Here is a 23640-nt window from a genome sequence, read left to right as displayed (position 1 = left end):
ACATGATGAAAGCAATCAAGATAACCGGTGCTTCCCTTTCATGGGAAGACTGTGCGGGCTTTGATGAACTGCCGGCAGACCACGTAGAAATCGACGTTGTCTGGACAGCTGTAAACCGTGCCGATCTGTCACAGCGGGCCGGGGTTTATCCTCCGCCCCCTGGCGCTTCTGATATTTTGGGGCTGGAAGTCAGCGGTCGTATAGCGGCGGTTGGTAGCGCAGTGACAGGCCTGGCGCGAGGCGACGAAGTGTGTGCCCTGCTTACCGGCGGTGGCTATGCTACCAAGGTTGTTGTTCCCGCGGTTCAGGTGCTGCCGGTCCCCAAGGGATTCTCGTTGAAAAAAGCTGCTGCTATACCTGAGGTATTTGCGACTGCCTGGTTAAATCTTTATCAGGAAGCCGATCTCAAACCTGGCGAGAGGGTGTTGTTGCACGCTGCCGCCAGTGGATTGGGCACCGCTGTTATACAGATTGCCACGGCATTTGGTAACCCGGTATTCGCGACTGCCGGTGATGCAGAAAAGCTGGAAGTCTGCCGGAAACTGGGCGCAACAGGCACGTGGAACCGGAAAGACGGCTCTTTTGTGGACGCGGTGAAGAACTGGGGCTGTGTGGATATGGTGCTGGACCCGGTTGGCGGCAGCTACATCAAGGAAGATCAGAAAGTTCTGAATGCCGATGGCAGAATTATTCTGATAGGCCTGATGGGGGGACGATCTGCGGAAGTTGATCTGGGTCTTATGTTGATGAAACGCCACAGGCTGATTGGTTCTACATTGCGATCCCGCTCAGTGGAAGACAAAGGACGTGTCATGCAGGCGTTGCACCGGAATGTCTGGCCATTGCTGGTGGCGGGCCAGATTGAGCCCCTGATCGACAGCGCCTGGTCCATTGATGAGGTTGAGGAAGCCATGGCGCATGTGGCGGCCAACAGGAATACCGGGAAGGTTCTTCTCAGGATTGCTGAGTAACCCTTAACCTTCCCGGCAAAGAACAGCCACTGCTTTAATCGGTGATATGCACCAGTTGCTTGCCGAAGTTCCTGCCCTTCAACATACCTTTGAAGGCCTCGACTGCATTTTCGAGGCCTTCAGCAACCGTTTCGCGGTATTTGAGCTGGCCTGAGGCAATGCGGCTCGTAAGAATATCGGTAATCTCCTGGTGTTTATCCTGCCACTCGGTGACCAGGAAAAAGCGATGCTCCGGAACCGGATCGAGGCGCTTGAGAATGTCGAATGGAGTCTCTACTTTGTCTGTGCTTTTTGCATTGTAAGCTGAGACATAACCGCAAATGGGTACGCGGGCTCCGGGGTTAAGCAATGGCGCTACGGCCCGGGTGACGTCGCCTCCTACGTTCTCATAATAGATGTCGATGCCGTCGGGGCAGGCGGCTTCAAGATCGGCATTCAGGTTCCCCGCCTTGTAATCCACACAGGCATCAAAACCCAGTTCATTTACCACATAGCTGCACTTTTCCGGACCACCGGCAATACCAACTACCCGACAACCGTCTGTTTTCGCGGTCTGGCCAACTACTGTCCCTACTGGGCCGGATGCTGCTGAAACGACCACGGTTTCGCCTGCTTTAGGCTTGCCCACATAGGTCAGGCCACAGTATCCGGTTCGGCCTGGCATGCCTGCAACACCAAGGTAAGCCTGTAGCGGAACGCCGTCTTTCTGATGGATTTTGTAAACCATAGGTGCATCGGCCGGGAAGGTGACGTATTCCTGCCAGCCTGAATAACAGGTGACCAGATCACCAACTTTCAGCTTGTCTGACCGGGATTCTACAATTCGCGCAACGCTTTCGCCGGTAATGGGCTCATTAATGGCGATAGGGTCCATATAACCTTTGGCATCATTCATACGCGGGCGCATGTAGGGGTCCAGAGACAGCCATAGTATCTGTGCAACGACCTCGCCCTCTCCGGGTTCGCGCACCGGGCGCTCTTCCATAACCAGATCGCCTTCCTGGATTTCCCCGTTGGGGCGTTGCTTCAGGACGATGGCGCGATTTCGATAGTTGCTCATGATGTTCCTCCCTGTCTGCCGTGAGGTAATTCGGAGCAGTGTTGCTCCTTGGGTTGCGTAACGAAACCAGATTAGCGTGAAGCAGATTGGTGTTGTGGTCAACCTCTCAAGCTTTTTACTTGCTCCTCCATAACTTCAGCATTCGCCTTCTCTGCCGAAACTGGCTTGCCAGCCACCAATTCAATCCGCGACCAGAACCGCTTTGGAAGGTGGCTTAGTGCCGGCCCACCACAATGGCTGAAAAAGCTGCCCCAAAGACCTCGGAGTGCCAGTGGCACAACGGGTACAGGCCTGCGCTTCAGGATGATTTCAACGCCTTTTTTGAAGGGCCCCACTTCGCCGTCACAGGTGAGCCGGCCTTCCGGGAAAATACATACCACGTTGCCTGCGTCCAGTTCTTCATCGATGCGTTCGAAGGCGTTATCGTAGATCTCCGGCACTTTATTTCTTGGACCGATCGGAATGGTCTTTGCGAGTTTGAACAGGGCACCAAGAACGGGCATTTTGAAGATCTGGTAGTCCATCACGAAACGGATGGGACGGCGTACAGCACCGGCGATAACCAGTGCATCCATGTAGGTTACGTGGTTACAAACCAGCAGAACCGGACCTTCTTCCGGAATCCTGTGAAGGCCTTCATGACGAACCCTGTAGATAGTGTGTGACAGCACCCAGACAATAAACCGTAAGGCGAATTCCGGCACTTGTTGGTAAACAAAGCCTGCCACGACCAGGTTCATGATGGACAGCACCAGAAAGAATTCGGGAATACTGATGTTGATCACGCCCAGCATCAAGATCCCCATGCCGGCACTGACCACCATGAACAGGGCGTTGAATACGTTTAGCGCTGCGATTACGCGGGCACGCCGGGGTTCCGGGGTTTCCCGTTGCACAAATGCATAAAGCGGTACGATAAAAAGGCCGCCAAAAAAGCCGATACCCAGCAGATCAATTGCCACCTGCCGGTGCTGGCTGTCAGTGATGATCATCCACCAGTCGGTTGGCACCGGGTTGGCGGGCATATTGAAGTATAAGTCCAGCCCGAACAGGCTGATGCCGAGAGAACCAATGGGTACGATACCCAGTTCGATCCGGTGCCCGGACAGCCGTTCACAGGCCACTGAGCCCAGTGCGATTCCTATGGTGAATACGGCTAGCAGCAGGGTGACAACGGTTTCGTCTCCCATCAGGTCCGTTTGGGCGAAGCTGGGGAATTGGGTGAGGTAGGCGGCACCCAGAAACCAGAACCAGGAAATGGCGATGATGCACAGCAGTACCGAGTAGTTTTCAGCTGCCATCCGCATCAGGTTCCAGGTTTCTTTCAGCGGCCGGAAGCCAATGGTCATTTGTGGGTTTGTAGCGCCAGTTACGGGAACCTGTCGTGCGGCCAGATAGCCAATAGCGGCGATAGCTACTACGCCGACCGCAGCCAGCTTTTCAGGCTGCTCACTGCCCATTAACAGGCCGGCGGCCAGTGTACCCACCAGAATTGCAACGAAGGTGCCCATTTCCACCAGAGCATTGCCACCCACCAGTTCATCATTCGTGAGCACCTGGGGCAGAAGGGCGTATTTGACCGGCCCAAAGAAGGTGGACTGCACGCCCATGAGGAATAACAGCAGCAGCAAGGCCCCGTACCACTCGTGCCAGAGGCCAATGGCGGCCAGCACCATGATGGCGATTTCTGCCAGTTTTACCCAGCGGATAACCCGGGATTTTTCATACTTGTCAGCCAGTTGGCCTGCAATTCCTGAGAACAGAAAAAACGGCAGAATGAACAGGAAAGCTGCAATGTTCACGGCCACATCAATCGGCAGGCCCATTAATCCACCTGCGGTATAGGTAATTAACAGCAGCAGGATATTGCGGAACAGATTGTCGTTGAAAGCACCGGAAAATTGCGTCAAAAAAAATGGCAGGAAGCGGCGCTTTGCAAGCAGACGAAACTGACCGTGATCATCCATGAGATCTATCCTTTATCCATTGTTTGGGTGCACTCACTTGGCCGTTCTATTACTGCGCTGATTTGCCACCGCAGTGAAAACTATCGAATCCGCAAGATGATAACAACCTTTTTGCGGGAGCAAGGGCTTAAGGATGAGCACAAGGCAGTGCCTGAAGGAAATTATTCAGGCATATGAGGTTCTGTTACTGAAGGTCAATATCGCGGCTGTGAGATTCCGGGCCAGGCTTCAGGTACAACAAACAGACGGTCTGTCTCGGCCCAGCTACCCGTCTGATGGTCTTCCTGCATGATTGCGAACAGTTGCGGAACTGATTTGCTCTCTACACGCGTCAGCGCTTCCAGCACATGTTCTTTATCAGGCTGTACGCTCTGACACCAGTTGCCAATCCAGTGTGGTTTGTTGAGTACAACCCAGTGTGATGTGTTCAGTTTTCTTGCGTCGTGGGCGTACATCCAGCGGCCGCGCAGGTGGTTTTCCGGAACATAGTCCGGGGTTTCAACCTGCTGATCATCAGGATAGAAAAGATATCCCGGCATGAAAACCCGCGGTGTCAGCGGGCCGGTGATATCAAATTCAGAGAGTAATGCCAGGGTTTCCGGGAGTTGTGTGCGGCGGCTTTGCTGTTCCAGCAGACTGGTTGTTTTCCTGTCCAGCCGGTCACGGGCATTGGGGCCATACCAGAGTGTTGAGCCATTTTGCCCGGAAACGCCCAGATAGAATTTGATAGCAATCTCGTGGTGTTCAATGCAATCATTTTTCTTGTTGAGCACCACAAAATCCAGTTCGCCAATGGTGCGTCCGTTTGACTGGATCTGCTGGTTTTTCAGCAGAATGGGCCAGCCCAGCAGGTCTTCGAGTAATACCTGATACAGTCGCTCGAAATAGAAGCCCAGCCTGCGTTGTGGTGGTTCGCCAAGCAGTGGTGGTGCAGTTTCTGTGTCCTTGTCCCAGGCGGCAAGGGTGTCGGGATAGTCTGGCGGCAGATACTGTGCAGGTTCAAATGTGATTGGTGAATGCATCAGTTGCGGAGCCTGACACAACCATGCAAGGTGGCGTATTGCAGGTGTCTGGTAGGAATTGATCAGCTGTGAGTTGAGGTTTACAGTCATTTTTCCAGAATACCGTAAACTGCAAGGTAATAAAGATGAGTGTGTGCATATGGAGCGTGAGCTTGCCTGAAATGATTCGTTAGACGATGTAATCGTAGATAACAGGAGAGTGTATGCAATACCTACATACGATGATCCGTGTAAGCAACCTTGAGCAAACCCTGAATTTTTTCTGCGATCTGCTGGGTATGGTCGAAATCGATCGTAAAAGTAACGAGAAGGGTCGTTTTACACTTGTATTCCTTGCCGCAAGCGGAGATGAGTCCAGGGCTCGTGAAGACAAGGCCCCTATGCTGGAGTTGACCTGTAACTGGGATCCGGAAGAATACTCCGGAGGTCGTAACTTTGGCCATCTGGCTTATAGAGTGGATGATATCTATGTACTTTGTGAGAAGTTGCAGGCAAATGGTGTAACCATCAACCGCCCGCCCCGGGATGGTTACATGGCGTTTGTCCGGTCGCCTGATGGCATATCGATCGAGTTGCTGCAAAAAGGCGAAGCGCTCGCACCCAAAGAACCCTGGGTTAGTATGGAAAATACGGGTATCTGGTAAACTGGGCCGGTCAGCCCGTGATAAATGAAGCTGCATGAAAACACTCATGAAATCACAGAAGGCTTTTGAGCAAAAATTGTTGGTATAACTTCTACTGCATCAGGATGGTGCGATAAAACAGGGAGATGTTTCATGGAAGACTGGCAAGGATGCCTTACCCCTCAATGTCAGGCTGCGCTGCTGAATGCCCGCGATAATGTTGATCGCCGTGGCGGCAAGGTTATTACGGTTGAAGACTTCTTGCTTGCACTGCTGGACTCCAGCCCCTCTGCAAGCAGCTTCCTGCGCGGCTCCGGTGTGGACATGGATGAGTTGATACGAACCATCCAGTGTGAACAGCCGATAGTGACAGAGGTGGGGGGTGAAGGTTTGCTTTCCTCTCAGTTGATTTATTGGCTGGCAACTGCGCGGGAAGCCTTTGGTACTGCTGTCTGGCTGGACTGGCCTCAGCTTCTGGAGGTGCTTGCGCGGAATGCGGAACGTTTACAGGGAAAAGCCTATGTCGCAGTTCTGGAGCTTGTTCTTCGCTGGCCGTCACCGGGTGACCTGTTTAATCCCGGTGAGAGCCCGCAGCCGCCCGGCATAGAAGAGCATGAATCTGCGCCGATTGTAATTACCGACCCTGAGTGGATTGAACTGGCCGAAGATGTTGCCATTACACTCGCTGCGGTTCCTGGTGCTTTGGTCTGGATTCGGGGAGCGCGCGGGGGAGGGAAGTCCTCATGGCTGAGTTCCCTGCTGGATTCACTTACGCAACCCTATGTCGAGATGGATCTGCGTCGCGAAGTTGAGCTGATGGCTAGTGATCTCGCCGTGATCCCGGCAGCTACCATTAAGCCCTGGCCTGTCCTTGTTCTTGATAATGTGACGCCTGCGGATCTTCTGATGTTTTTAGATCAGCCATCTGGTCTTGTGTCTGAGCTGGTTCTGCGCTGGGAAGGCCCTGTAGTGCTTCTGGGGCCAGATTCGTCAGGCAGTGACGGCGCCTGCAATACACTGGAACAGCGCCTGGGCCGGGAGCTGGCAGTGTTCGATATGTGTCCTTCCAGTACTATGCAGCGCAAGGCAATTCTGGTCGCTCACCAGGCGGCTATTGAGCGGCGATGGAACATTCAGCTACCTGAATCCGCTATTCAGTTTGCAGCTTCGCGGCGGAGCCGTTGTGTGAGCTCGCCAGGGGGAATGCTGCAGTGGGTAGAGCGCGCAGCGGCAAGGCTTGATCTCTTCGCCCGGCGCGGGCCTGTCAGCTCGATGGCGCTCTCCGGGCAGGAGGATACTCTCAGGCGTCAAAGCCTGGTTGCCATTGCACGGCAAGAGCCGTTGAACCAGATTGAGCAGTCACTGGAAGAAGTCAGTTTGTTGCGAGCGGCTGCGGAAGTTGCGTGGCACGAGCGCAAATCTGCCGGAGCGTTGCGCAGGCTTTCGGAGGAAGACTTGCGTCAGGAACTGGAACGCTGGGTTGCAGCGCGGCGCGGGCCGGTTCACTATGTGCTCCATTGTGACCATCAGCATGGAGAATCTGCGAGTGCAGGATCTGGAAATCTACATCCGTGACCTGGAAGGCGGAGTGGTTAGTCGTTGGCTGGGAAACCATATTTCGCAGCTGGCACTGGATGACAGTGATGTTTCATCCATCATCAAAGGCTCAGCCTGTTTTGGTGAAGACCGCCTGAAAATAACACTGTATCCGCAAGCTTTTGGTAAGCGGTATACGTCACTGCTTATTGAGGGTAATCGGTTACCCTGGAACAGTGATCTGGAATGCGCACGGAGTGCATGGCGTGCATTGGATACAGAAGTCCGCTGCAGCTCTGGAGAGTGGAAAGAGGATGAGCTGCCAGAAGATGAAAGGTGGTGGCGGCTGGATGACCGGGGTGAACAACTGGTGGTCTGGAACTGAACAGGCAGAAACAAAAAAAGGCAGCCCGTATGAATAGGGCTGCCTTTTTTACATCAACTGACGTTTCATTCGCTCAGAATGGAAACGTTGTCTGCCTGCAGGCCTTTGTCCGCATCAACTACGCTGAAACGAACCAGTTGGCCCTGGCGTAGTACCCTGCGACCACTGCCGCGAATAGCACGGAAGTGGACAAAGACTTCGTCTCCGCTTTCACGAACGATAAAGCCAAAACCTTTTTTAACGTTAAACCACTTCACAGTGCCTTCTTCGTCGCCTTCAGGGCTGTTGTCATCGTAGTCTCCATCATCATCGGCGTAGCTCTGGTCGGAATTCTGATTCCTCGGCGCCGAATTTCCGTGCTGAGACGTGCTGCGGACAGGTTGCTGTCTGGCTGAAACTGCAGCGGCCAGAAAACCCGCAATACCGAAAACAATAAAGGTGATGATGTAAGCGGCAATGCCACGGGTGCTGCCCAGGGCCTCTACAAACTCGCCAACGGCAATCAGGCGAAGAGGTTCAGGGGTAAATGAGAGCAGCAGGGCAAGTACCAACGGTGCTGGAATAGCGATCAGGAGAGCAACAAGGATCGCTTTGGCTGGATTACGCATTGACTAAGAATTCTCCATTTTTACTAACTCTGACGATAAAAAACCGGATATCGGGTAAAATCGCTTATCCGGCCAGTGAATGCCGCCTGATTTCCGGTAAAACGGAAGTTCGGGCGGGTAAAAGCGGCATGATAACAGATTATTCCGACTGCTGACCAAGTCGTCATGCCGAACCTGGCCTTAAGAGTGCTTTTGATTACATTCCTCACCCATCCACTTGAACGATTCATGCGAAGGAGTTTCGGTACCCGATGAGCGATAAGGATCTGCAAGCCAGACTGGATGAGCTTGAAACCCGGCTTGCCTTTCAGGACGACGTTATCAACACCCTGAGCGAACAGTTAGCGAAACAGGAGATGGATATCCGTGAGCTCTGGAACGCCAAGCGGCTATTGCACAACCAACTGAAGGATGTTTCATCGTCCAACATAAAGCGGGAAGAAGAGGAAGCTCCTCCGCCCCACTATTGATGCCGCGAATAAAAATGCCGGAGCATCTGCTCCGGCATTCCAGGTACAACTGTCAGCTTGTCAGGCAGCCGTTCAGGCCAGCAGTTCTACAAGTATCTGCTCGTAGATCAGGGACAGGGTATCCAGATCATCAGCCTTCACGCACTCATCTATCTTGTGAATGGTGGCATTGATCGGGCCAAGTTCTACGACCTGAGCCCCTGTAGGTGCAATGAAGCGACCATCAGACGTGCCTCCTGAGGTGGACAGTTCCGTTTCCCGCCCTGTCACATTACGGATAGCATTCTGGCTGGCAGCGACTAAAGCACCCTTGTCGGTAAGGAACGGGCGGCCGCTGAGATGCCACTGCAGGTCATATTTGAGATTGTGCCGGTCAAGGATGGCCACAACCCTCTCTTCAAGGCTTTCCGCCGTATTTTCAGTGCAGTAACGAAAGTTGAAATGCACCAGACATTCTCCGGGAATGATATTGCTACCCGTGCCGGCTTCCACTTTCGTGATCTGAAATGTTGTAGGTGGAAAATAGTCGTTGCCGTTGTCCCAGAACTCGTTGGCCAGGGTGTGCAGAGCCGGTGCAACACTATGAACCGCATTTTCCGCAAGGTGAGGGTAGGCTACGTGGCCCTGAGTCCCTTTCACCGTCAGATAACCATGCAATGAGCCGCGGCGGCCATTTTTGATGACATCTCCGACTTCCCGGGTGCTGGAGGGTTCGCCTATCAGGCACCAGTCCATTTTCTCCGACCGGTCTTCCAGGGCTTCAATCACCTTAACGGTACCGTTGTGGGCCGGGCCTTCTTCATCGCTTGTAATCAGCAGGGCAATAGAGCCATGGTGATCCGGGTGAGCGCTTACAAAACGCTCACACGCAGTGATGAATGCCGCAAGGCTGCCCTTCATATCGGCGGCGCCACGACCGTACAGGTAGCCGTCCGTGATGACAGGGTCAAACGGAGGGTGTGCCCAGTTTTTTTCAGGCCCTGTGGGGACAACATCAGTGTGACCTGCAAAAGCCAGCACGGGTCCCTCTGAACCTTTGCGGGCCCAGAGGTTATCTGTGTCGCCAAAACGCATGTGCTCGCCAATAAAACCCAGAGGAGCCAGGCGGGACATCATCAATTCCTGACAACCGGCGTCGTCAGGTGTTACTGACGGCCGGCTGATCAGGTCGATGGCCAGTTCGAGTGTTTTAGAATCAGTTGTTTGCATGCAGCTCTTCGTTCAGCTCAATGGCAGATTGGTTGGTTTTACATTCAACTGCACCAGTCTGGCTGTTGCGGCGGAATAGCAGGTCGGGCTTGTTGGCCAGATCCCGGGCTTTGATCACTTCGACCAGTTGGTTGCTGTCATCCAGCAAAGCCACTTTTGTACCGGAAGTAACATAGAGGCCAGCCTCAACCTTGCAGCGGTCACCCAGGGGAATGCCAACGCCGGCATTGGCGCCGATCAGGCAGTTTTCACCAACAGAAATAACCATGTTGCCGCCACCGGACAGGGTGCCCATGGTGGAACAGCCGCCACCAAGGTCGGATCCTTTGCCGACTATAACGCCAGCGGAAATACGGCCTTCAATCATGCTGGTACCTTCAGTACCGGCGTTGAAGTTAATGAAGCCTTCGTGCATTACCGTTGTGCCTTCACCCACATAGGCGCCGAGGCGCACGCGAGCCGTGTCTGCAATACGGACGCCTTTGGGCACCACGTAATCTGTCATCTGCGGGAATTTGTCTACAGATTTGACTTCCAGTGTGCGCCCTTCCAGGCGCGCTTTCAGCTGGCGTTCAGGTAGTTCATTCAGGTCAACTGCGCCCTCGTTGGTCCAGGCCAGGTTTGGCAACAGGCCGAAGATGCCGTCAAGTTTGACGCCATGAGGTCTGGCCAGGCGGTGGGAGATCAGGTGCAGTTTGAGGTAGACCTCCGGAGTGCTGGAGGCGGCGTCGTCTGTTTCAAGAACGGTCACGACAACCGGGCGCTTGCTGCTGGCTGCTTTTTCCGCGAGAGATGCCTGGCCAGTTGCGCCAGTCTGACGCAACGCATTGGCAAACTGAGTCAGTTGCTCTGCGGTTACCTGAATAGCGTGATTGCCGCCTTTGTAGTCTAGGGCAGTCTCTACCACGTCGATCAGCTCTCTTTCGGGTTTCATGATCGGCTGCTGGTAAAAAACCTCTAGCCACTCGCCCTGATTGTTTTGGGTGCCGATACCGATACCGAATGCAAAGCTCATATACGGGTTGCTCCTGTTTAGTTAATCAGTGTTGCCCAGTCGTTGGCGTTAAAGCCGACATAAACAGACCCTTCATGCTCGACCACGGGCCGTTTAATGATGGAGGTGTTTTCAAGCATGATGTCATGGGCAGATTGGGCGCTAATGGTATCACGAACCTCTTCGCTGAGTTTGCGCCATGTCGTGCCGCGGCGGTTCAGCAAAATTTCCCATCCCACGGCTTCTTCCCATTGGATCAGGCGGGCTTCGTCCAGCCCCTCTTTTTTAAAGTCGTGGAACTCATAGGCGATGTTTTGCTCATCAAGCCATTTACGGGCCTTTTTGACGGTATCGCAATTCCGGATGCCATAGAGCTTCATAAATCAGTTTGCCTTTACAAATTCAACTATGCGTTTTGCAGCTTCAACGCATTCTTCCAGCGGTGCAACCAGTGCCATGCGTACCCGGTTTTCCCCGGGATTGTGGCCATCGACAGTTCGGGACAGATAGCGGCCTGGCAACACATGTACGTTTTGCTGTGCCGACAGTTCCCGCGCAAATGTCTCATCATCCATCGGAGTGGCCGGCCAGAGGTAGAAGCCTGCATCAGGAAAGTCCACATCCATGACTTCCCGGAGAATGGGTACCACGGCTTCAAACTTGGCACGGTAAGCAGTCCGGTTTTCGCGGACATGGGCTTCGTCCTGCCAGGCTGCGATGCTTGCCAGCTGGTTGTGAACGGGCATGGCGCAACCATGATACGTGCGGTAGCTCAGGTAGCCTTTCAGTATAGCTGCATCGCCTGCGACAAAGCCTGATCTCAGGCCCGGCAGGTTACTGCGTTTTGACAGGCTGTGAAAAACGACACAACGTGCGAAGTCGTGTCGGCCTATGGCTGCACAGGTTTGCAACAGACCCTCGGGAGGATTGTTTTCATCTGGGTAGAGTTCGGAATAACACTCATCTGAGGCAACAATAAAGTCATGCCTGTCTGCCAGTTCAATGACCTTTGTCAGAACTTCCCGGGGCATGACGGCACCGCTGGGGTTCCCGGGTGAGCACAGGAAGAGTACCTGGCAGTCCTGCCATACGGATTCTGGCACTGCGTCAAAATCCGGAATAAAGCCATTTGAGGCATCGCAGGGCAGGTAGACTGGAGTAGCGCCTGCGAGAAGCGCTGCACCTTCATAAACCTGATAAAAGGGGTTCGGGCTTACAACCGTCGCCTGCTTGTTTGCATCAACCACTGCCTGTACCAGCGAAAATATTGCTTCGCGGGTGCCGTTCACCGGAACGATGTTGTGTTCCGGGCTCAGGGCCCCGGGCTGCAGCCGGAACCGACGTGTAGCCCACTCACCAATTGTCTCCCTGAGTTCTTCCATTCCTTTGGTTGTAGGATAGTTGGCGAGTCTGTCGAGGTTATCGGCAATCACCTGTTTCACGAACTCAGGAGAGGGGTGCTTGGGTTCGCCAATCCCCAGGGAAATTGGACGCAGATTGTCTGGCACAGATATGCCGGCCTTGAGTTTTGCCAGCTTTTCAAAAGGGTAGGGGTGAAGCTTGTCCAGATTCGGATTCATTGGGTGTCGTCCAGCATTTTGCATAGGTCCTGCTGCAGGGCGCTGCACACGGAAGGATCGCTGATAGGCCTGCCGTGTTCGTCGGTAACAAAAAATACGTCTTCGACCCGTTCGCCCAGTGTCGCAATTTTTGCATTGCTCAGGCGTATACGATGATCCAGAAGAACCTGCCCAACCCTTGCCAGAAGGCCGGGGCGATCAGGTGTGACCACTTCGATTACCGTGCGCTCGTTGATGGTGTCGTTGGAAAAAACCACTTCGGTCGGGAACGCGAAGTGTCTTAGCTGCCGAGGTGTACGTCGGTGAATAATGTCCGGGTAGTCTTCCGGATCATCGAGTTCCTCAATCAAGCGCTCGCGAACTCGCTCCTTGCGGGCCGGATCTACCCCCAGTGGCTGGCCTTTTTCGTCCAGTACCACATAAGAGCTGATTGTGTAGGGGCCATCGTTTGAACTGATGCGGGCGTCAACAATGTTCAGGTTGAGTTGTTCCAGAACTGCTGTTGTTGCGGCAAAAAGAGTTGCCCGGTCGTTCATGTAGATAATGATCTGTGAAAAGCCTTCAGATGGCCCTCCGAGAGTGTCCCGGATAAGAACCAGTGGCCCGGGGGTGTTTCCATGATTGATGATGGCTGCGGTTTGCCAGGCTATATCAACAGTGGAATCCTGAAGAAAATAATCTTCATCAACCGTGTCCCAGATGGCATCAATCTGTTTGTCGGTAATGCTTTGGGCATGGAGGATTTCGCGGGCCTCAGACTGTGTTGCCCGAACCCATGCCTGCCGGTCAACAGGGATCTCTGCTCCGCGACGCAGGGCACGCTTTGCTTCCAGGTACAGCTGGCGCAACAGAGATGCCCGCCAGGTATTCCAGAGTTTGGGGTTGGTGGCGCTGATATCACACACAGTGAGGATGTACAGGTAATCCAGGTGCGCCTGACTGGGAAGCGCCCGGGCAAACGACTGGATAATATCCGGGTCGGAAATGTCTTTGCGTTGGGCTGTCATGGACATTAGCAGATGATTTTCCACCAGCCAGGATGCCAGTTGGGTATCACGCTCACTAAGGTGGTGACGTTTGCAGAAGGATGCTGCGTCTTCCGCACCAAGCTCTGAATGGTCTCCCCCCCGGCCTTTGGCAACGTCGTGATACAAGCCGGCAATATAAAGAATTTCCCGCTTTGGAAGCCCGTGAATCAGCCGCGCTGCCAATGGGTAGTTCTCGCGCGCGTCCGGGCGGTTCAGGCGAACCATGTTTCGGACGACCCGCATGGTATGAGCGTCAACGGTATAGATGTGGAATAGGTCGTGCTGCATCTGGCCGATAATCTGGCCGAACTCTGGCAGATAGCGGCCCAGCACGTTGTATTTTTTCATGGCGGAGAGTGTTTCATCCAGCGCATGGGGTGTCCGAAGCAGTTCCATGAACAGGGACGTTACTGCCAGATCGGAGCGGAAGGCATCATCAATCAGGTGTCTGTGTGCCCGCAAGGACCGGATGGTCGTGGCCCTGATGCCTTTGATTTCCGGGTGCTGGGCCATCAGCACAAAGATTTCCATGATTGCATAGGGGGAGTAAGCAAATACCTGGTTGTTTACTGCCTCTATATAGCTGTTACGAATCTGGAAGCGTTTGTTGATGGGTTGAATATTATCTTCGGTACCGGTGCCGAGTATTGCTTCATCGTAAAACTGAAGAATGACGTCGGTGAGCTCTGCCAGCGCCAGCACGGTCCGATAATAGGACTGCATCATCAGTTCGACATCCAGCCGCTTGCCTTCATCTTTGTATCCCAGCATCTGCGCCAGGGCACGCTGATGGTCGAACAGCAGCCGGTTCTCGTTGCGGTCTGCAATCAGCTGAAGCCCGTAGCGCAATCGCCACAGGAGGGTTTCACCCTGCACCAGTACCTGATGCTCCTCGTCAGTGAGAATGCTGAAGTGGGTCAGATCGGCAATGCTCTGCAGGCCAAAGTGTCGTTTGGTAATCCAGCCAATGGTTTGTATATCCCGCAGAGCACCGGGTGAGCTTTTTACGTTAGGCTCAAGATTGTACTCTGTATCGCTGTATTTTTTATGACGCTGGAACTGCTCTTCGCGCTTGGCAATAAAGTAGTCGCGGTCAGTAATGATGTTGTCGGAGTAGGCTTGTTCGCTGAGTTCTTCGCGCAGTTCATCCGGGCCGGCAATTGTGCGGGTTTCAAGAAGGTTGGTCAGGGTGGTTATATCATCCCGTGCAGCATCTTTACTTTCTTCAATGCTGCGTACGCTGTGGCCGATATCGAGCTTCAGATCCCACAGCAGGGTGATGAAGGCGCCAACATCTTCTTCCCAGCCGGGTTCAATGCCATTCCGGGTCAGAATCAGCAGGTCGATATCCGAATGTGGGTGGAGTTCACCACGACCGTACCCCCCAACAGCGATCAGCGCTATATCGGGTGAGCTGGAGAAAGGGTAGCGGTTCCAGATCAGCTTCAGTACCGTGTCGACGGTATCGGCTCTGGAGTGAACCAGAGCCCTTACGTCGGCGCCCTGCCGGAAGGCTTCTGCATCTGCATCATAGCGTTCTTTCAGAAGCTCCCGGGCCACCATGACAGGGGAAGTGTCGTTGCTGATTCTGGCCTCCAGCTCCTGACGGTCCACTTAGAAGGATTCCTCCGATCGTCTGGTCAACACTTCGTGGCCATCGGCGGTCACAAGGATGGTGTGCTCCCACTGGGCGGAAAGCTTGTGATCTTTGGTGACCACGGTCCACTGGTCCGGTAGTAACTTGGTGTGGTATTTGCCTTGGTTGATCATTGGCTCGATGGTGAAGATCATGCCTTCTTTAAGCTCCAGCCCGGTTCCAGGCTTGCCGTAGTGCATGACCTGAGGCTCCTCATGGAATACCTTGCCGATGCCGTGGCCGCAATAATCCCTGACAACGGAATAGTGGTGCTTTTCAGCGTGTTGCTGGATTACATGGCCGATATCGCCCAGGCGCGCGCCGGGCTTTACCAGTTCAATACCTTTATACATGCATTCCTGAGTGATCCGGATCAGGCGCTCTGTCCCCGGCTTGGGCTTGCCTACAATCCACATTTTGCTGGTGTCACCGTGGTACTCATTCTTTATAACGGTCACATCGATATTCACGATGTCCCCGTCTTTCAGAATTTTCTTCTCTGAAGGTATTCCATGGCAAATCACGTGGTTGACAGAAATGCACACGGATTTCGGAAAGCCTTTGTAGTTCAGAGGGGCCGGGATCGCATCACGCTCGTTAACGATGTAGTTATGGCAGATCTGGTTTAGTTCTTCGGTTGAGACGCCGGGCTTGACATGCTCACCGATCATTTCTAGAACGTCAGCCGCCAGGCGACCGGCTACGCGCATCTTTTCAATTTCTTCCGGAGTCTTGATCGATACTTGCATTAGGCTTCCCGTTGATTTGTGTCAGACAAGCATTTTAAGGGCCCTGCGGCCAGTGCACAAGGAATGCGGTGCGCAAAATTAATGGCATGGGGGCCATATTTTGTGATATAAACGCGCCCGCTGGAAACGATTCCGGCAAATTCGCACACGTGTCAGCACGTTGTCCCAGGGTGCCTGCTCCTGTTCTATAGTCACAGGGAGCCTGGTTGGGGCAATCGGACGCGTGGAGGACTAACCCGAAGCTAAACTAAGGTTATTATCATGGCTCAGGTAAATATGCGTGACCTGCTCAAAGCAGGTGCTCACTTCGGTCACCAGACTCGTTACTGGAACCCGAAAATGTCGAAGTTCATCTTCGGCGCCCGTAACAAGATTCACATCATCAACCTTGAACAGACTGTTCCTGCCATGAATGAAGCACTCGACTTCGTTCAGAAACTGACAGAGAGCAAGAACAAGATCCTGTTTGTTGGCACCAAGCGCGCCGCAGCCAAGGTCATCAAGGAAGAAGCAGAGCGTTCTGGCCAGCCTTTCGTTAATCACCGCTGGCTCGGTGGCATGCTGACCAACTACAAAACTATCCGTCAGTCCATTCGTCGTTACCGTGAGCTGGAAGCCCAGAGCAAAGACGGTACTTTCGACAAGCTGACCAAGAAAGAAGCTCTTGAGCGTACCCGTGAAATGGATAAGCTTGAGCGTTCCATTGGCGGTATCAAGGATATGGGCGGTTTGCCTGACGCGTTGTTTGTTATCGACGTTGATCACGAGCGCATCGCTATTAAAGAAGCGAACAAGCTCGGCATCCCTGTTATCGGCGTAGTCGATACCAACAGTAACCCGGACGGCGTAGATTTTGTAATTCCGGGCAACGATGATGCTATCCGTGCGATCCAGATTTATGTAAAAGCTGTAGCTGATACTTGCCTTGAATCTGCACAGGCTGGTGGCGCAGGCGCTGACGAATTCGTAGAAGTCAGTGAAGAAGCTGCAGGAACTGCTCCAGCTGCTGAGTAATGCATCGCGTAGTGTTTGAGAAATAAGGAGTGCCCGGGAGAGTTCCCGGGTACGCCTCCCACCGAATTTGAAAAAGTTAAGAGGACTGAACATGGCTGCAATTACCGCTGCAATGGTCAAAGAACTGCGTGAGCGCACCGGCCTTGGCATGATGGAATGCAAAAAAGCGCTGGTTGAATCTGAAGGCAGTGTAGATGCTGCAATTGAAGAACTGCGTAAGTCTTCTGGTCTGAAAGCCGCCAAAAAAGCTGGCCGTACGGCCGCTGAAGGTGTGTCACTGGTCAAGATTTCTGATGACAACACTGCAGCTTACATTGTTGAAGTAAACTCCGAGACAGACTTTGTTGCCCGTGATGACAACTTCATCAATTTTGCCAACGACGTTCTGAATGTTGCCTTCGAAAAAGGCGAGACTGACGTTGCCAAGCTGATGGAAGGCGATCTGGAAGCCAAGCGTGAAGCGCTGGTTCAGAAGATCGGCGAGAACATCACTGTACGTCGTATCGTTGAAATCAAAGGCCCGGTTGTTGGTGGCTATGTTCACAGCACCAATAAAATCGCCGCAGTTGTTGCTCTGACTGCAGGCGATTCTGAGCTGGCACGCGATATTGCTATGCACGCCGCAGCAGTTAATCCGCGTGTTGCACGGCCGGAAGATATGCCTGCTGACGAACTCGAAAAAGAGAAGGAAGTCATCAAGGCTCAGCCCGATATGGCAGGCAAGCCCGCCGAGATCGTCGAGAAGATGATGGGTGGCCGTATCAAGAAGTTCCTGAAGGAACACAGCCTTGTTGAACAGCCTTTCGTCAAAAACCCGGATCAGACTGTAGGTGAACTGATCAAGTCTGCTGGCGGCGAGCTGGTTGGCTTTATTCGCCTGGAAGTGGGTGACGGTATTGAAAGAGAAGAAGTAGACTTTGCTGCTGAGGTTGCTGCTGCAGCCGGTACAGGCAAAGCCTGATTTTTCTGGGTGCTGTAACGATCAGTTGCAGCACCACTTGAGTCTGCCACGTTAGTTGGATTTTTCCGGCTCTCGTGGCGGGCTTGTATCTGAGATCCCCCTTTTTAAAGGGGGATGTCAGATACAAGCCTGCAGAGTGATCGCAGTCAACAGACGCAAAGGGGAATCAGTATGCCGACGCCACCGAAAAGCCAGCCAAGATACAATCGTGTTCTACTCAAGCTAAGCGGCGAAGCCCTGATGGGTGAGCATGATTTCGGTATTGACCCCAAAGTTCTTGATCGCATGGCACTTGAAATTGGTGCACTGATAGGCATCGGTGTTCAGGTTGGCCTGGTTATTGGTGGAGGCAATCTGTTCCGGGGCGCCTCACTCAGTGCTGCCGGTATGGATCGGGTCACCGGTGATCACATGGGTATGCTGGCAACCGTGATGAACGGTCTGGCCATGCGCGATGCTCTGGAACGCTCGAATATCCGCACCCGCGTTATGTCCGCTATCCCCATGAGCGGGATTGTCGAGCATTATGATCGTCGCCGTGCAGTCCGCGATCTCAAAGACGGTGACGTGGTTATATTTTGTGCGGGAACCGGCAACCCCTTCTTCACAACCGATTCCGCAGCCTGCTTGCGTGGTATCGAGATTGAAGCAGATGCCGTATTGAAAGCAACCAAGGTGGACGGTGTTTACTCTGCAGATCCATACCTTGACCCGACAGCAGAAAAGTACGACAAACTGACCTATGATCAGGTTCTGGATAAAAAGCTGGGCGTGATGGATCTGACAGCCATATGCCTGGCGCGGGACCACGGGATGCCATTGCGTGTTTTTGATATGAGCCGCGCGGGTGCGCTGACGCGCATCGTGACCGGTGAGAAAGAAGGTACACTGATCGAATAATGGGCCTCACAAAGCCCTGATGAACGAATTGAGGATGATTACGTGATTAACGATATAAAAGCTGAAGCCGAAGCGAAGATGAAAAAGAGCCTTGAAGCTCTGCACTCGGCGTTCAACAAGATCCGTACTGGCCGTGCCCACCCGTCTATTCTGGACGGTGTTATGGTTAACTACTACGGTGAAGAAACGCCACTGAAACAGGTCGCCAGCATTAACGTGGAAGATAATCGTACGTTAGCAGTGTCGCCCTGGGAGAAGAACCTGGTGCCGGTTATTGAAAAGGCCATCATGACGGCTGATCTGGGCCTTAATCCGGCAACCAGCGGTGATCTGATCCGTATTCCTATGCCTATGCTGACGGAAGAGACCCGTAAGCTCATGGTCAAGCAGTCGAAAGCGGATGCAGAGAACGGTCGCGTCTCTATTCGCAATGCCCGCCGTGATGCAAATGGCATGATGAAGGATCTGCTGAAGGAAAAAGAAATCAGCGAAGACGACGAGCGCCGGGCTGAAGAAGAAATCCAGAAGCTGACAGATCGCTATATCGCCGAAGTTGAGAAGATGCTCAAAGCTAAAGAAGAGGATCTGATGGCGGTCTGATCGCCTTGGCTCACTTTCAAGCGAAACTTGCGGCTGGCAGGAGTTTTCTGCAGGCCGTACAGGGGATTTCATGACGGAAACAGTATCCGCAGAGATTCCGGTGTCGGCTGATAGCCGGCCCCGGCATGTGGCCATTATCATGGACGGTAATAACCGGTGGGCTAAAGCGCGCCGGCTGAAAGGAGTGGCAGGGCATAAGGCTGGGGTGGATGCGGTAAAGTCTGTTGTTGAAACCTGTGCCCGCGAAGGGGTGGAGGTGCTCACGCTGTTCGCTTTTTCAAGCGAAAACTGGCGCCGACCCAAGGATGAAGTTTCGGCTTTGATGAAGCTGTTTGTTTTTGCTCTGGAGCGGGAAGTCAAAAAGCTGCACCGTAATGAAATACGGCTGCGCATTATCGGTGACCGCTCTGCGTTTACTCCGACGCTGCAAGAGCTTATGGCGAATGCCGAGCAGCTCACCAGAAACAACACCAGGATGACGCTCGTCATTGCCGCAAACTACGGTGGCCATTGGGATATTGTCCAGGCTACCAGGCAGGTTGCTGAAAAGGTAAAGCAGGGGTTGCTTCAGCCATCTGATATTACCGACGATCTCATTCAGCAGCACCTGAGCATTGGGGATCTCCCCTTGCCAGATCTCATGATTCGTACGGCAGGCGAGCAACGGATAAGCAATTTCATGCTTTGGCATCTGGCTTATACAGAGCTGTATTTTTCGCCTGTATTCTGGCCGGATTTCAAACAAGATGAAATGCATAAAGCGTTGCAGTCCTATGCCGGACGCCAGCGCCGTTTTGGCCAGACGGATGATCAGATTACGGCCACGTCGTAACTACAATAACGAACCAAAGCGACCTCTATTTTGCTAAAAACCCGAATCATCACCGCACTTATCCTCGCTCCTATAGCTATTGGTGGCATCTTTTTCCTGCCACCCCAGGGGTTTGCGCTTTTTACAGCTGCGATTATCACGCTGGGTGCCTGGGAATGGGCCAATATGTCCGGGCTTGAGAAGCAGCCGGCAAGAATTGGATACGCTGCAGTAATCGCTGTCATTCTGTACGGTCTGGCCAATGTACCTGCCTCTGCAGTGCTCTGGTTTGCTCTTCTTTGGTGGGGTGTCTGCTTTTTGCTGGTTCGTAGTTATCCTGCAGGTTCTGAGCGTTGGGGCAGTGTGCCTGCAAGGGCGCTTATGGGCGCGCTGGTTCTCGTGCCGGCATGGATTGGTTTGAAGCATCTCCGTGAGGGCAGTTTTCAGTTTGGCGATACGGATAACAATCTTCTGGTTATTCTGTACGTGTTCTGTGCTGTCTGGGTTGCGGATATTGGGGCCTATTTTGCTGGCAGGGCCTTTGGCAAAGCCAAGCTTGCACCCAGGGTCAGCCCTGGTAAGTCCTGGGCTGGTGTCTGGGGTGGTCTGGTGGCAGTTGGTGTGTTTGCTTTGATTGTCAGCAATCTTGCTTCAGCGAGCATTACTGAAACCTTGATGCTGGTTGCCGCAAGCCTGGTGACCGGAATGGTTTCGGTGCTTGGTGATCTGCTCGAAAGCATGCTCAAACGCTTCAGGGGTATCAAGGACAGCAGCCGGCTGCTGCCAGGGCACGGCGGGATTATGGACCGCATTGACAGCCTTACCGCTGCAATTCCGGTGTTTGCACTTATTATCACCCAACTTGGTTGGTTGACAACGGTTGGGTACTTTTGAGTATGGCCGCTCGCTCTATTACGTTACTTGGTGCCACGGGGTCCGTCGGTTTATCTACTCTGGATGTTATTCGTCGCCATCCCGGTCGATTTTCTGTGTATGCGTTGACGGCCGCAACCCGGGCTGAAGAGCTTGCTGCGCTTTGCCGTGAGTTTCGCCCGAAAGTTGCTGTAATGGCGGATGAGCTGGCGGCCCGGAAACTGGCTGAACTGCTTTCTGACCTTCCGGATATTTCGGTTTTAAGCGGAGAGCCCGGGTTGTGTGAGGTAGCTGCGGCTCCGGAAGCATGTACCATTCTCGCGGCTATAGTGGGGGCGGCAGGGTTGGCGCCTACCCTTTCTGCCGTGCATGCAGGAAAGCGTGTACTGCTCGCAAACAAAGAAGCGCTGGTTATGTCCGGCAAGCTTTTCATGGATGCTGTATCTGCTTCCGGTGCTGAATTACTGCCGATAGACTCCGAGCACAATGCAATCTTCCAGTGTTTGCCTGCAGATAAAGTCCGCGACCCCGATGGGGCCGGAGTTACCCGGATTCTGCTGACCGCTTCCGGTGGGCCTTTCAGGGAGCACAGTGCAGAATCCCTGTGTTCGGTTACTCCGGCTGAGGCCTGTGCTCATCCGAACTGGTCCATGGGGCAGAAGATCTCTGTTGATTCAGCAACCCTGATGAACAAGGGGCTTGAGCTGATTGAAGCCTGCTGGTTATTTAACATTACGCCAGAGCGGGTTGAGGTTCACGTACATCCGGAAAGTATTATTCACTCCATGGTAGAGTATGCGGACGGTTCTGTACTGGCTCAGCTGGGCAGCCCGGATATGCGTACGCCGATTGCCAATGGGCTGGCATGGCCGGAACGAATCGATGCCGGAGTTGCGCCTTTGGACCTGTTCTCCATAGGGCGGTTTCGTTTTGAACGGCCAGACCTGTTACGCTTTCCCTGTCTGCGGCTGGCAGCTGAGGCCTTTGAAACAGGCGGAACAGCACCTGCGGTACTGAACGCAGCCAACGAGATTGCGGTAGCCGAGTTCCTTAAAGGAAATCTGGCTTTTACCGATATTCCGGTTGTTATAGAGAAAACTCTTGCGGCAACGCCCGTGGTTCCTGCAGACAGCTTTGATATTATCTTCGCGAAAAACTCCGAAGCCCGGCAGCGGGCGCGGGAACAGATTGCCTTGTTAACTGTCTGATTTAAGACAAAGGTCTCCGCCAGGCTGGCGCTAATACCAGGAAAGCTATGCAGATTATTCAAACCATCCTTGCTCTCGTGCTTACTCTGGGCATACTCGTAACCCTGCATGAGTATGGCCATTTCTGGGTGGCGCGTCGGTGTGGTGTCAAAGTGCTTCGTTTTTCCGTGGGTTTTGGGAAACCACTGTTTTCGTGGTATGACCGCCATGGTACCGAGTTTGCCATAGCTGCAATCCCTCTGGGTGGTTATGTCAAAATGCTCGACGAGCGTGAAGGACCTGTTCCTGATGAGCTCAAAAGCCAGGCTTTTACCTCCAAGCCCCCTTCTCAACGGATTGCGATCGCAGCGGCTGGTCCGGTTGCTAATTTCATTTTTGCTATTTTTGCCTACTGGCTTCTGAGTGTTGTGGGTGTAACCCACGTTGCACCGATCGTCGGCGAAGTCGCCAGTAAAAGCGTTGCTATGCAGGTTGGCTTGCAGCCGGGGATGGAAATTAATGCCGTTGACGGGCACAGGGTGAACTCCTGGCGCGACGTAAACATGCGTATTCTTGAGCGAGCGGGTGAGCAGGGCCTGATAACCCTGAACGTATCTGATGGGGAAGCACAGGGGACCCTGAGCGGCGAGCTCGGGGGCTGGAATCTGAGTGATGAAACCCCTGATCCGCTTGGGGAGTTCGGTATTACGCCATGGCGACCGGATGTACCTGCAGTACTTGGCCAGATTTCAGAGGGGGGGCGAGCCCAGGCCGCAGGGCTGCAGGCAGGTGATCGCATTCTGGCCGTCAATGACCAGTCTGTTAGTAACTGGTTTGAGCTGGTGGACTTTATTCGTAATGCACCTGAACAGACGCTGTATCTTGACGTTGAGCGTGCAGGCTCCGGGCAAACTATAAAGGTTACTCCGGCCGCGAAAACACAGGATAATGGCGAGGTGATCGGGTTTGTTGGTGCGGGTGTTGAAGCGGTAACCTGGCCAGATGACGTTCTGCGGGAAGTCCGCTATGGCCCTCTGGAAGCCATTCCCATGGCACTTGATGAAACCTGGGCGGATACTCGCCTTACCCTTGTTGCCATCAAAAAAATGCTTACAGGGCTGCTGTCTCCCAGTAATCTTAGTGGTCCGATTACGATTGCCCTTGTGGCTGAGGCCAGTGTCAGCTCCGGGTTTGAAGATTTTGTGCGTTTTCTGGCTTACCTCAGTGTGAGTCTGGGTATTCTGAACCTGTTGCCGGTGCCGGTTCTGGATGGCGGTCATATTGTGTATTACACGATTGAGGCGATCCGCAAAAAACCGGTTTCGGACGCTGTCCAGGCGCTAGGGTTACGAATTGGTATGGCAATGATTCTCACATTAATGGTGTTTGCTCTTTACAACGACCTGATGCGGTTGTGAGAATTGCGAGCTCCTTACGCGCATTAACCAGGCGAAAT

General features: G+C 53.4%; 23 protein-coding genes. 13 read left to right on the top strand and 10 right to left on the bottom strand.

Annotated features, from left to right (window positions below; translation table 11 throughout):
- Positions 1-5: 5 nt before the first annotated feature.
- Positions 6-971 (top strand): NAD(P)H-quinone oxidoreductase, encoded by a 966-nt coding sequence (locus CPA50_RS13795; protein ID WP_413772166.1) that lies wholly within the window; start codon positions 6-8, stop codon positions 969-971.
- A 34-nt stretch (positions 972-1005) separates the two neighbouring features.
- On the opposite strand, the gene CPA50_RS13790 is transcribed toward CPA50_RS13795, so the two are convergent.
- The 3 genes from CPA50_RS13790 to CPA50_RS13775 all read right to left on the bottom strand — a co-directional run bounded on the left by CPA50_RS13790 (position 1006) and on the right by CPA50_RS13775 (position 5110).
- The gene (locus CPA50_RS13790; RefSeq protein WP_096783121.1) at positions 1006-2031 is read right to left on the bottom strand and encodes an NADP-dependent oxidoreductase; all 1026 of its coding nucleotides are present in this window, start codon (positions 2029-2031) and stop codon (positions 1006-1008) included.
- Positions 2032-2129: 98 nt separating this feature from the next.
- Entirely contained in the window at positions 2130-3998 is a 1869-nt protein-coding gene (locus tag CPA50_RS13785) for an MFS transporter (protein ID WP_096783120.1), read from the bottom strand.
- A 194-nt stretch (positions 3999-4192) separates the two neighbouring features.
- Positions 4193-5110 (bottom strand): DUF1853 family protein, encoded by a 918-nt coding sequence (locus CPA50_RS13775; protein ID WP_096783118.1) that lies wholly within the window; start codon positions 5108-5110, stop codon positions 4193-4195.
- A 113-nt stretch (positions 5111-5223) separates the two neighbouring features.
- On the opposite strand from CPA50_RS13775, the gene CPA50_RS13770 reads away from it, so the two are divergent.
- The 3 genes from CPA50_RS13770 (at position 5224) to CPA50_RS13760 (ending at position 7564) form a co-directional block, all read left to right on the top strand.
- Positions 5224-5664 carry a VOC family protein gene (locus tag CPA50_RS13770; protein ID WP_096783117.1) on the top strand — a complete coding sequence of 147 codons (441 nt, stop codon included), beginning with the start codon at positions 5224-5226 and terminating at the stop codon, positions 5662-5664.
- A gap of 132 nt (positions 5665-5796) precedes the next feature.
- Positions 5797-7218, top strand: a complete 1422-nt coding sequence (locus tag CPA50_RS13765) for a hypothetical protein (protein ID WP_096783116.1) — start codon at positions 5797-5799, stop codon at positions 7216-7218.
- A complete protein-coding gene (locus tag CPA50_RS13760; protein WP_096783115.1) occupies positions 7190-7564 on the top strand; it encodes a hypothetical protein in 375 nt (124 codons plus the stop codon). Before CPA50_RS13765 ends, CPA50_RS13760 begins: the two co-directional genes overlap by 29 nt.
- 65 nt (positions 7565-7629) lie before the next feature.
- Here CPA50_RS13760 and CPA50_RS19850 read toward each other — a convergent pair whose 3' ends face one another.
- Positions 7630-8172 carry a cold-shock protein gene (locus tag CPA50_RS19850; RefSeq protein ID WP_096783114.1) on the bottom strand — a complete coding sequence of 181 codons (543 nt, stop codon included), beginning with the start codon at positions 8170-8172 and terminating at the stop codon, positions 7630-7632.
- A 251-nt stretch (positions 8173-8423) separates the two neighbouring features.
- Here CPA50_RS19850 and CPA50_RS13750 point away from each other — a divergent pair, with 251 nt between their 5' ends.
- Positions 8424-8642: a SlyX family protein gene (locus tag CPA50_RS13750; RefSeq protein WP_096783113.1), complete on the top strand. Its 219-nt coding sequence runs from the start codon at positions 8424-8426 to the stop codon at positions 8640-8642.
- Positions 8643-8714: 72 nt separating this feature from the next.
- Here the strand turns inward: CPA50_RS13750 and dapE are convergent, their stop codons facing one another.
- The 6 genes from dapE to map are packed head-to-tail and all read right to left on the bottom strand — an operon-like array spanning position 8715 to position 15838.
- Positions 8715-9851: a succinyl-diaminopimelate desuccinylase gene (gene dapE / locus CPA50_RS13745; protein ID WP_096783112.1), complete on the bottom strand. Its 1137-nt coding sequence runs from the start codon at positions 9849-9851 to the stop codon at positions 8715-8717.
- A complete protein-coding gene (gene dapD, locus CPA50_RS13740; RefSeq protein ID WP_096783111.1) occupies positions 9838-10866 on the bottom strand; it encodes a 2,3,4,5-tetrahydropyridine-2,6-dicarboxylate N-succinyltransferase in 1029 nt (342 codons plus the stop codon). Before dapD ends, dapE begins: the two co-directional genes overlap by 14 nt.
- A 17-nt stretch (positions 10867-10883) precedes the next feature.
- Complete coding sequence (locus CPA50_RS13735) at positions 10884-11225, bottom strand: ArsC family reductase (RefSeq protein WP_096783110.1); 342 nt, start codon at positions 11223-11225, stop codon at positions 10884-10886.
- Positions 11226-11228: 3 nt separating this feature from the next.
- On the bottom strand, positions 11229-12425 hold the full coding sequence (gene dapC, locus CPA50_RS13730; RefSeq protein ID WP_096783109.1) for a succinyldiaminopimelate transaminase: 1197 nt from the start codon (positions 12423-12425) through the stop codon (positions 11229-11231).
- Positions 12422-15067: a [protein-PII] uridylyltransferase gene (locus CPA50_RS13725; RefSeq protein WP_096783108.1), complete on the bottom strand. Its 2646-nt coding sequence runs from the start codon at positions 15065-15067 to the stop codon at positions 12422-12424. Before CPA50_RS13725 ends, dapC begins: the two co-directional genes overlap by 4 nt.
- Positions 15068-15838: a type I methionyl aminopeptidase gene (gene map / locus CPA50_RS13720; protein WP_096783107.1), complete on the bottom strand. Its 771-nt coding sequence runs from the start codon at positions 15836-15838 to the stop codon at positions 15068-15070.
- Positions 15839-16099: 261 nt separating this feature from the next.
- On the opposite strand from map, the gene rpsB reads away from it, so the two are divergent.
- The 8 genes from rpsB to rseP all read left to right on the top strand — a co-directional run bounded on the left by rpsB (position 16100) and on the right by rseP (position 23602).
- Positions 16100-16852: a 30S ribosomal protein S2 gene (rpsB, locus tag CPA50_RS13715; RefSeq protein ID WP_096783106.1), complete on the top strand. Its 753-nt coding sequence runs from the start codon at positions 16100-16102 to the stop codon at positions 16850-16852.
- 91 nt (positions 16853-16943) lie between these two features.
- Positions 16944-17813, top strand: coding sequence for a translation elongation factor Ts (tsf, locus tag CPA50_RS13710; RefSeq protein WP_096783105.1), 870 nt, complete (start codon positions 16944-16946; stop codon positions 17811-17813).
- A gap of 171 nt (positions 17814-17984) precedes the next feature.
- Positions 17985-18713 (top strand): UMP kinase, encoded by a 729-nt coding sequence (gene pyrH, locus CPA50_RS13705; protein ID WP_096783104.1) that lies wholly within the window; start codon positions 17985-17987, stop codon positions 18711-18713.
- Positions 18714-18755: 42 nt separating this feature from the next.
- A complete protein-coding gene (gene frr, locus CPA50_RS13700; protein WP_096783103.1) occupies positions 18756-19313 on the top strand; it encodes a ribosome recycling factor in 558 nt (185 codons plus the stop codon).
- 70 nt (positions 19314-19383) lie between these two features.
- Positions 19384-20145 carry a polyprenyl diphosphate synthase gene (gene uppS / locus CPA50_RS13695; RefSeq protein ID WP_096783102.1) on the top strand — a complete coding sequence of 254 codons (762 nt, stop codon included), beginning with the start codon at positions 19384-19386 and terminating at the stop codon, positions 20143-20145.
- A 30-nt stretch (positions 20146-20175) separates the two neighbouring features.
- Positions 20176-21018, top strand: coding sequence for a phosphatidate cytidylyltransferase (locus CPA50_RS13690; protein WP_096783101.1), 843 nt, complete (start codon positions 20176-20178; stop codon positions 21016-21018).
- Between the two features lie 2 nt (positions 21019-21020).
- Positions 21021-22205 carry a 1-deoxy-D-xylulose-5-phosphate reductoisomerase gene (ispC, locus tag CPA50_RS13685; RefSeq protein WP_096783100.1) on the top strand — a complete coding sequence of 395 codons (1185 nt, stop codon included), beginning with the start codon at positions 21021-21023 and terminating at the stop codon, positions 22203-22205.
- A gap of 47 nt (positions 22206-22252) precedes the next feature.
- On the top strand, positions 22253-23602 hold the full coding sequence (rseP, locus tag CPA50_RS13680) for an RIP metalloprotease RseP (RefSeq protein WP_096783099.1): 1350 nt from the start codon (positions 22253-22255) through the stop codon (positions 23600-23602).
- Positions 23603-23640 lie beyond the last annotated feature (38 nt).

Source organism: Marinobacter sp. ANT_B65 (assembly GCF_002407605.1).
Lineage (GTDB): Bacteria > Pseudomonadota > Gammaproteobacteria > Pseudomonadales > Oleiphilaceae > Marinobacter.
This window is presented reverse-complemented; position numbering and strand designations above follow the sequence as displayed.

What these genes read in the sequence shown, in the direction of transcription:
- map (WP_096783107.1), bottom strand. Translation starts at nt 15,838, where the DNA reads ATGCAAGTATCGATCAAGACTCCGGAAGAAATTGAAAAGATGCGCGTA.
- rseP (WP_096783099.1), top strand. Translation starts at nt 22,253, where the DNA reads ATGCAGATTATTCAAACCATCCTTGCTCTCGTGCTTACTCTGGGCATA.
- CPA50_RS13770 (WP_096783117.1), top strand. Translation starts at nt 5,224, where the DNA reads ATGCAATACCTACATACGATGATCCGTGTAAGCAACCTTGAGCAAACC.
- dapE (WP_096783112.1), bottom strand. Translation starts at nt 9,851, where the DNA reads ATGCAAACAACTGATTCTAAAACACTCGAACTGGCCATCGACCTGATC.
- CPA50_RS13785 (WP_096783120.1), bottom strand. Translation starts at nt 3,998, where the DNA reads ATGGATGATCACGGTCAGTTTCGTCTGCTTGCAAAGCGCCGCTTCCTG.
- CPA50_RS13790 (WP_096783121.1), bottom strand. Translation starts at nt 2,031, where the DNA reads ATGAGCAACTATCGAAATCGCGCCATCGTCCTGAAGCAACGCCCCAAC.
- dapC (WP_096783109.1), bottom strand. Translation starts at nt 12,425, where the DNA reads ATGAATCCGAATCTGGACAAGCTTCACCCCTACCCTTTTGAAAAGCTG.
- CPA50_RS13750 (WP_096783113.1), top strand. Translation starts at nt 8,424, where the DNA reads ATGAGCGATAAGGATCTGCAAGCCAGACTGGATGAGCTTGAAACCCGG.
- CPA50_RS13765 (WP_096783116.1), top strand. Translation starts at nt 5,797, where the DNA reads ATGGAAGACTGGCAAGGATGCCTTACCCCTCAATGTCAGGCTGCGCTG.
- CPA50_RS13795 (WP_413772166.1), top strand. Translation starts at nt 6, where the DNA reads ATGAAAGCAATCAAGATAACCGGTGCTTCCCTTTCATGGGAAGACTGT.
- rpsB (WP_096783106.1), top strand. Translation starts at nt 16,100, where the DNA reads ATGGCTCAGGTAAATATGCGTGACCTGCTCAAAGCAGGTGCTCACTTC.
- tsf (WP_096783105.1), top strand. Translation starts at nt 16,944, where the DNA reads ATGGCTGCAATTACCGCTGCAATGGTCAAAGAACTGCGTGAGCGCACC.
- CPA50_RS13775 (WP_096783118.1), bottom strand. Translation starts at nt 5,110, where the DNA reads ATGACTGTAAACCTCAACTCACAGCTGATCAATTCCTACCAGACACCT.
- pyrH (WP_096783104.1), top strand. Translation starts at nt 17,985, where the DNA reads ATGCCGACGCCACCGAAAAGCCAGCCAAGATACAATCGTGTTCTACTC.
- dapD (WP_096783111.1), bottom strand. Translation starts at nt 10,866, where the DNA reads ATGAGCTTTGCATTCGGTATCGGTATCGGCACCCAAAACAATCAGGGC.
- ispC (WP_096783100.1), top strand. Translation starts at nt 21,021, where the DNA reads ATGGCCGCTCGCTCTATTACGTTACTTGGTGCCACGGGGTCCGTCGGT.
- uppS (WP_096783102.1), top strand. Translation starts at nt 19,384, where the DNA reads ATGACGGAAACAGTATCCGCAGAGATTCCGGTGTCGGCTGATAGCCGG.
- CPA50_RS13735 (WP_096783110.1), bottom strand. Translation starts at nt 11,225, where the DNA reads ATGAAGCTCTATGGCATCCGGAATTGCGATACCGTCAAAAAGGCCCGT.
- CPA50_RS19850 (WP_096783114.1), bottom strand. Translation starts at nt 8,172, where the DNA reads ATGCGTAATCCAGCCAAAGCGATCCTTGTTGCTCTCCTGATCGCTATT.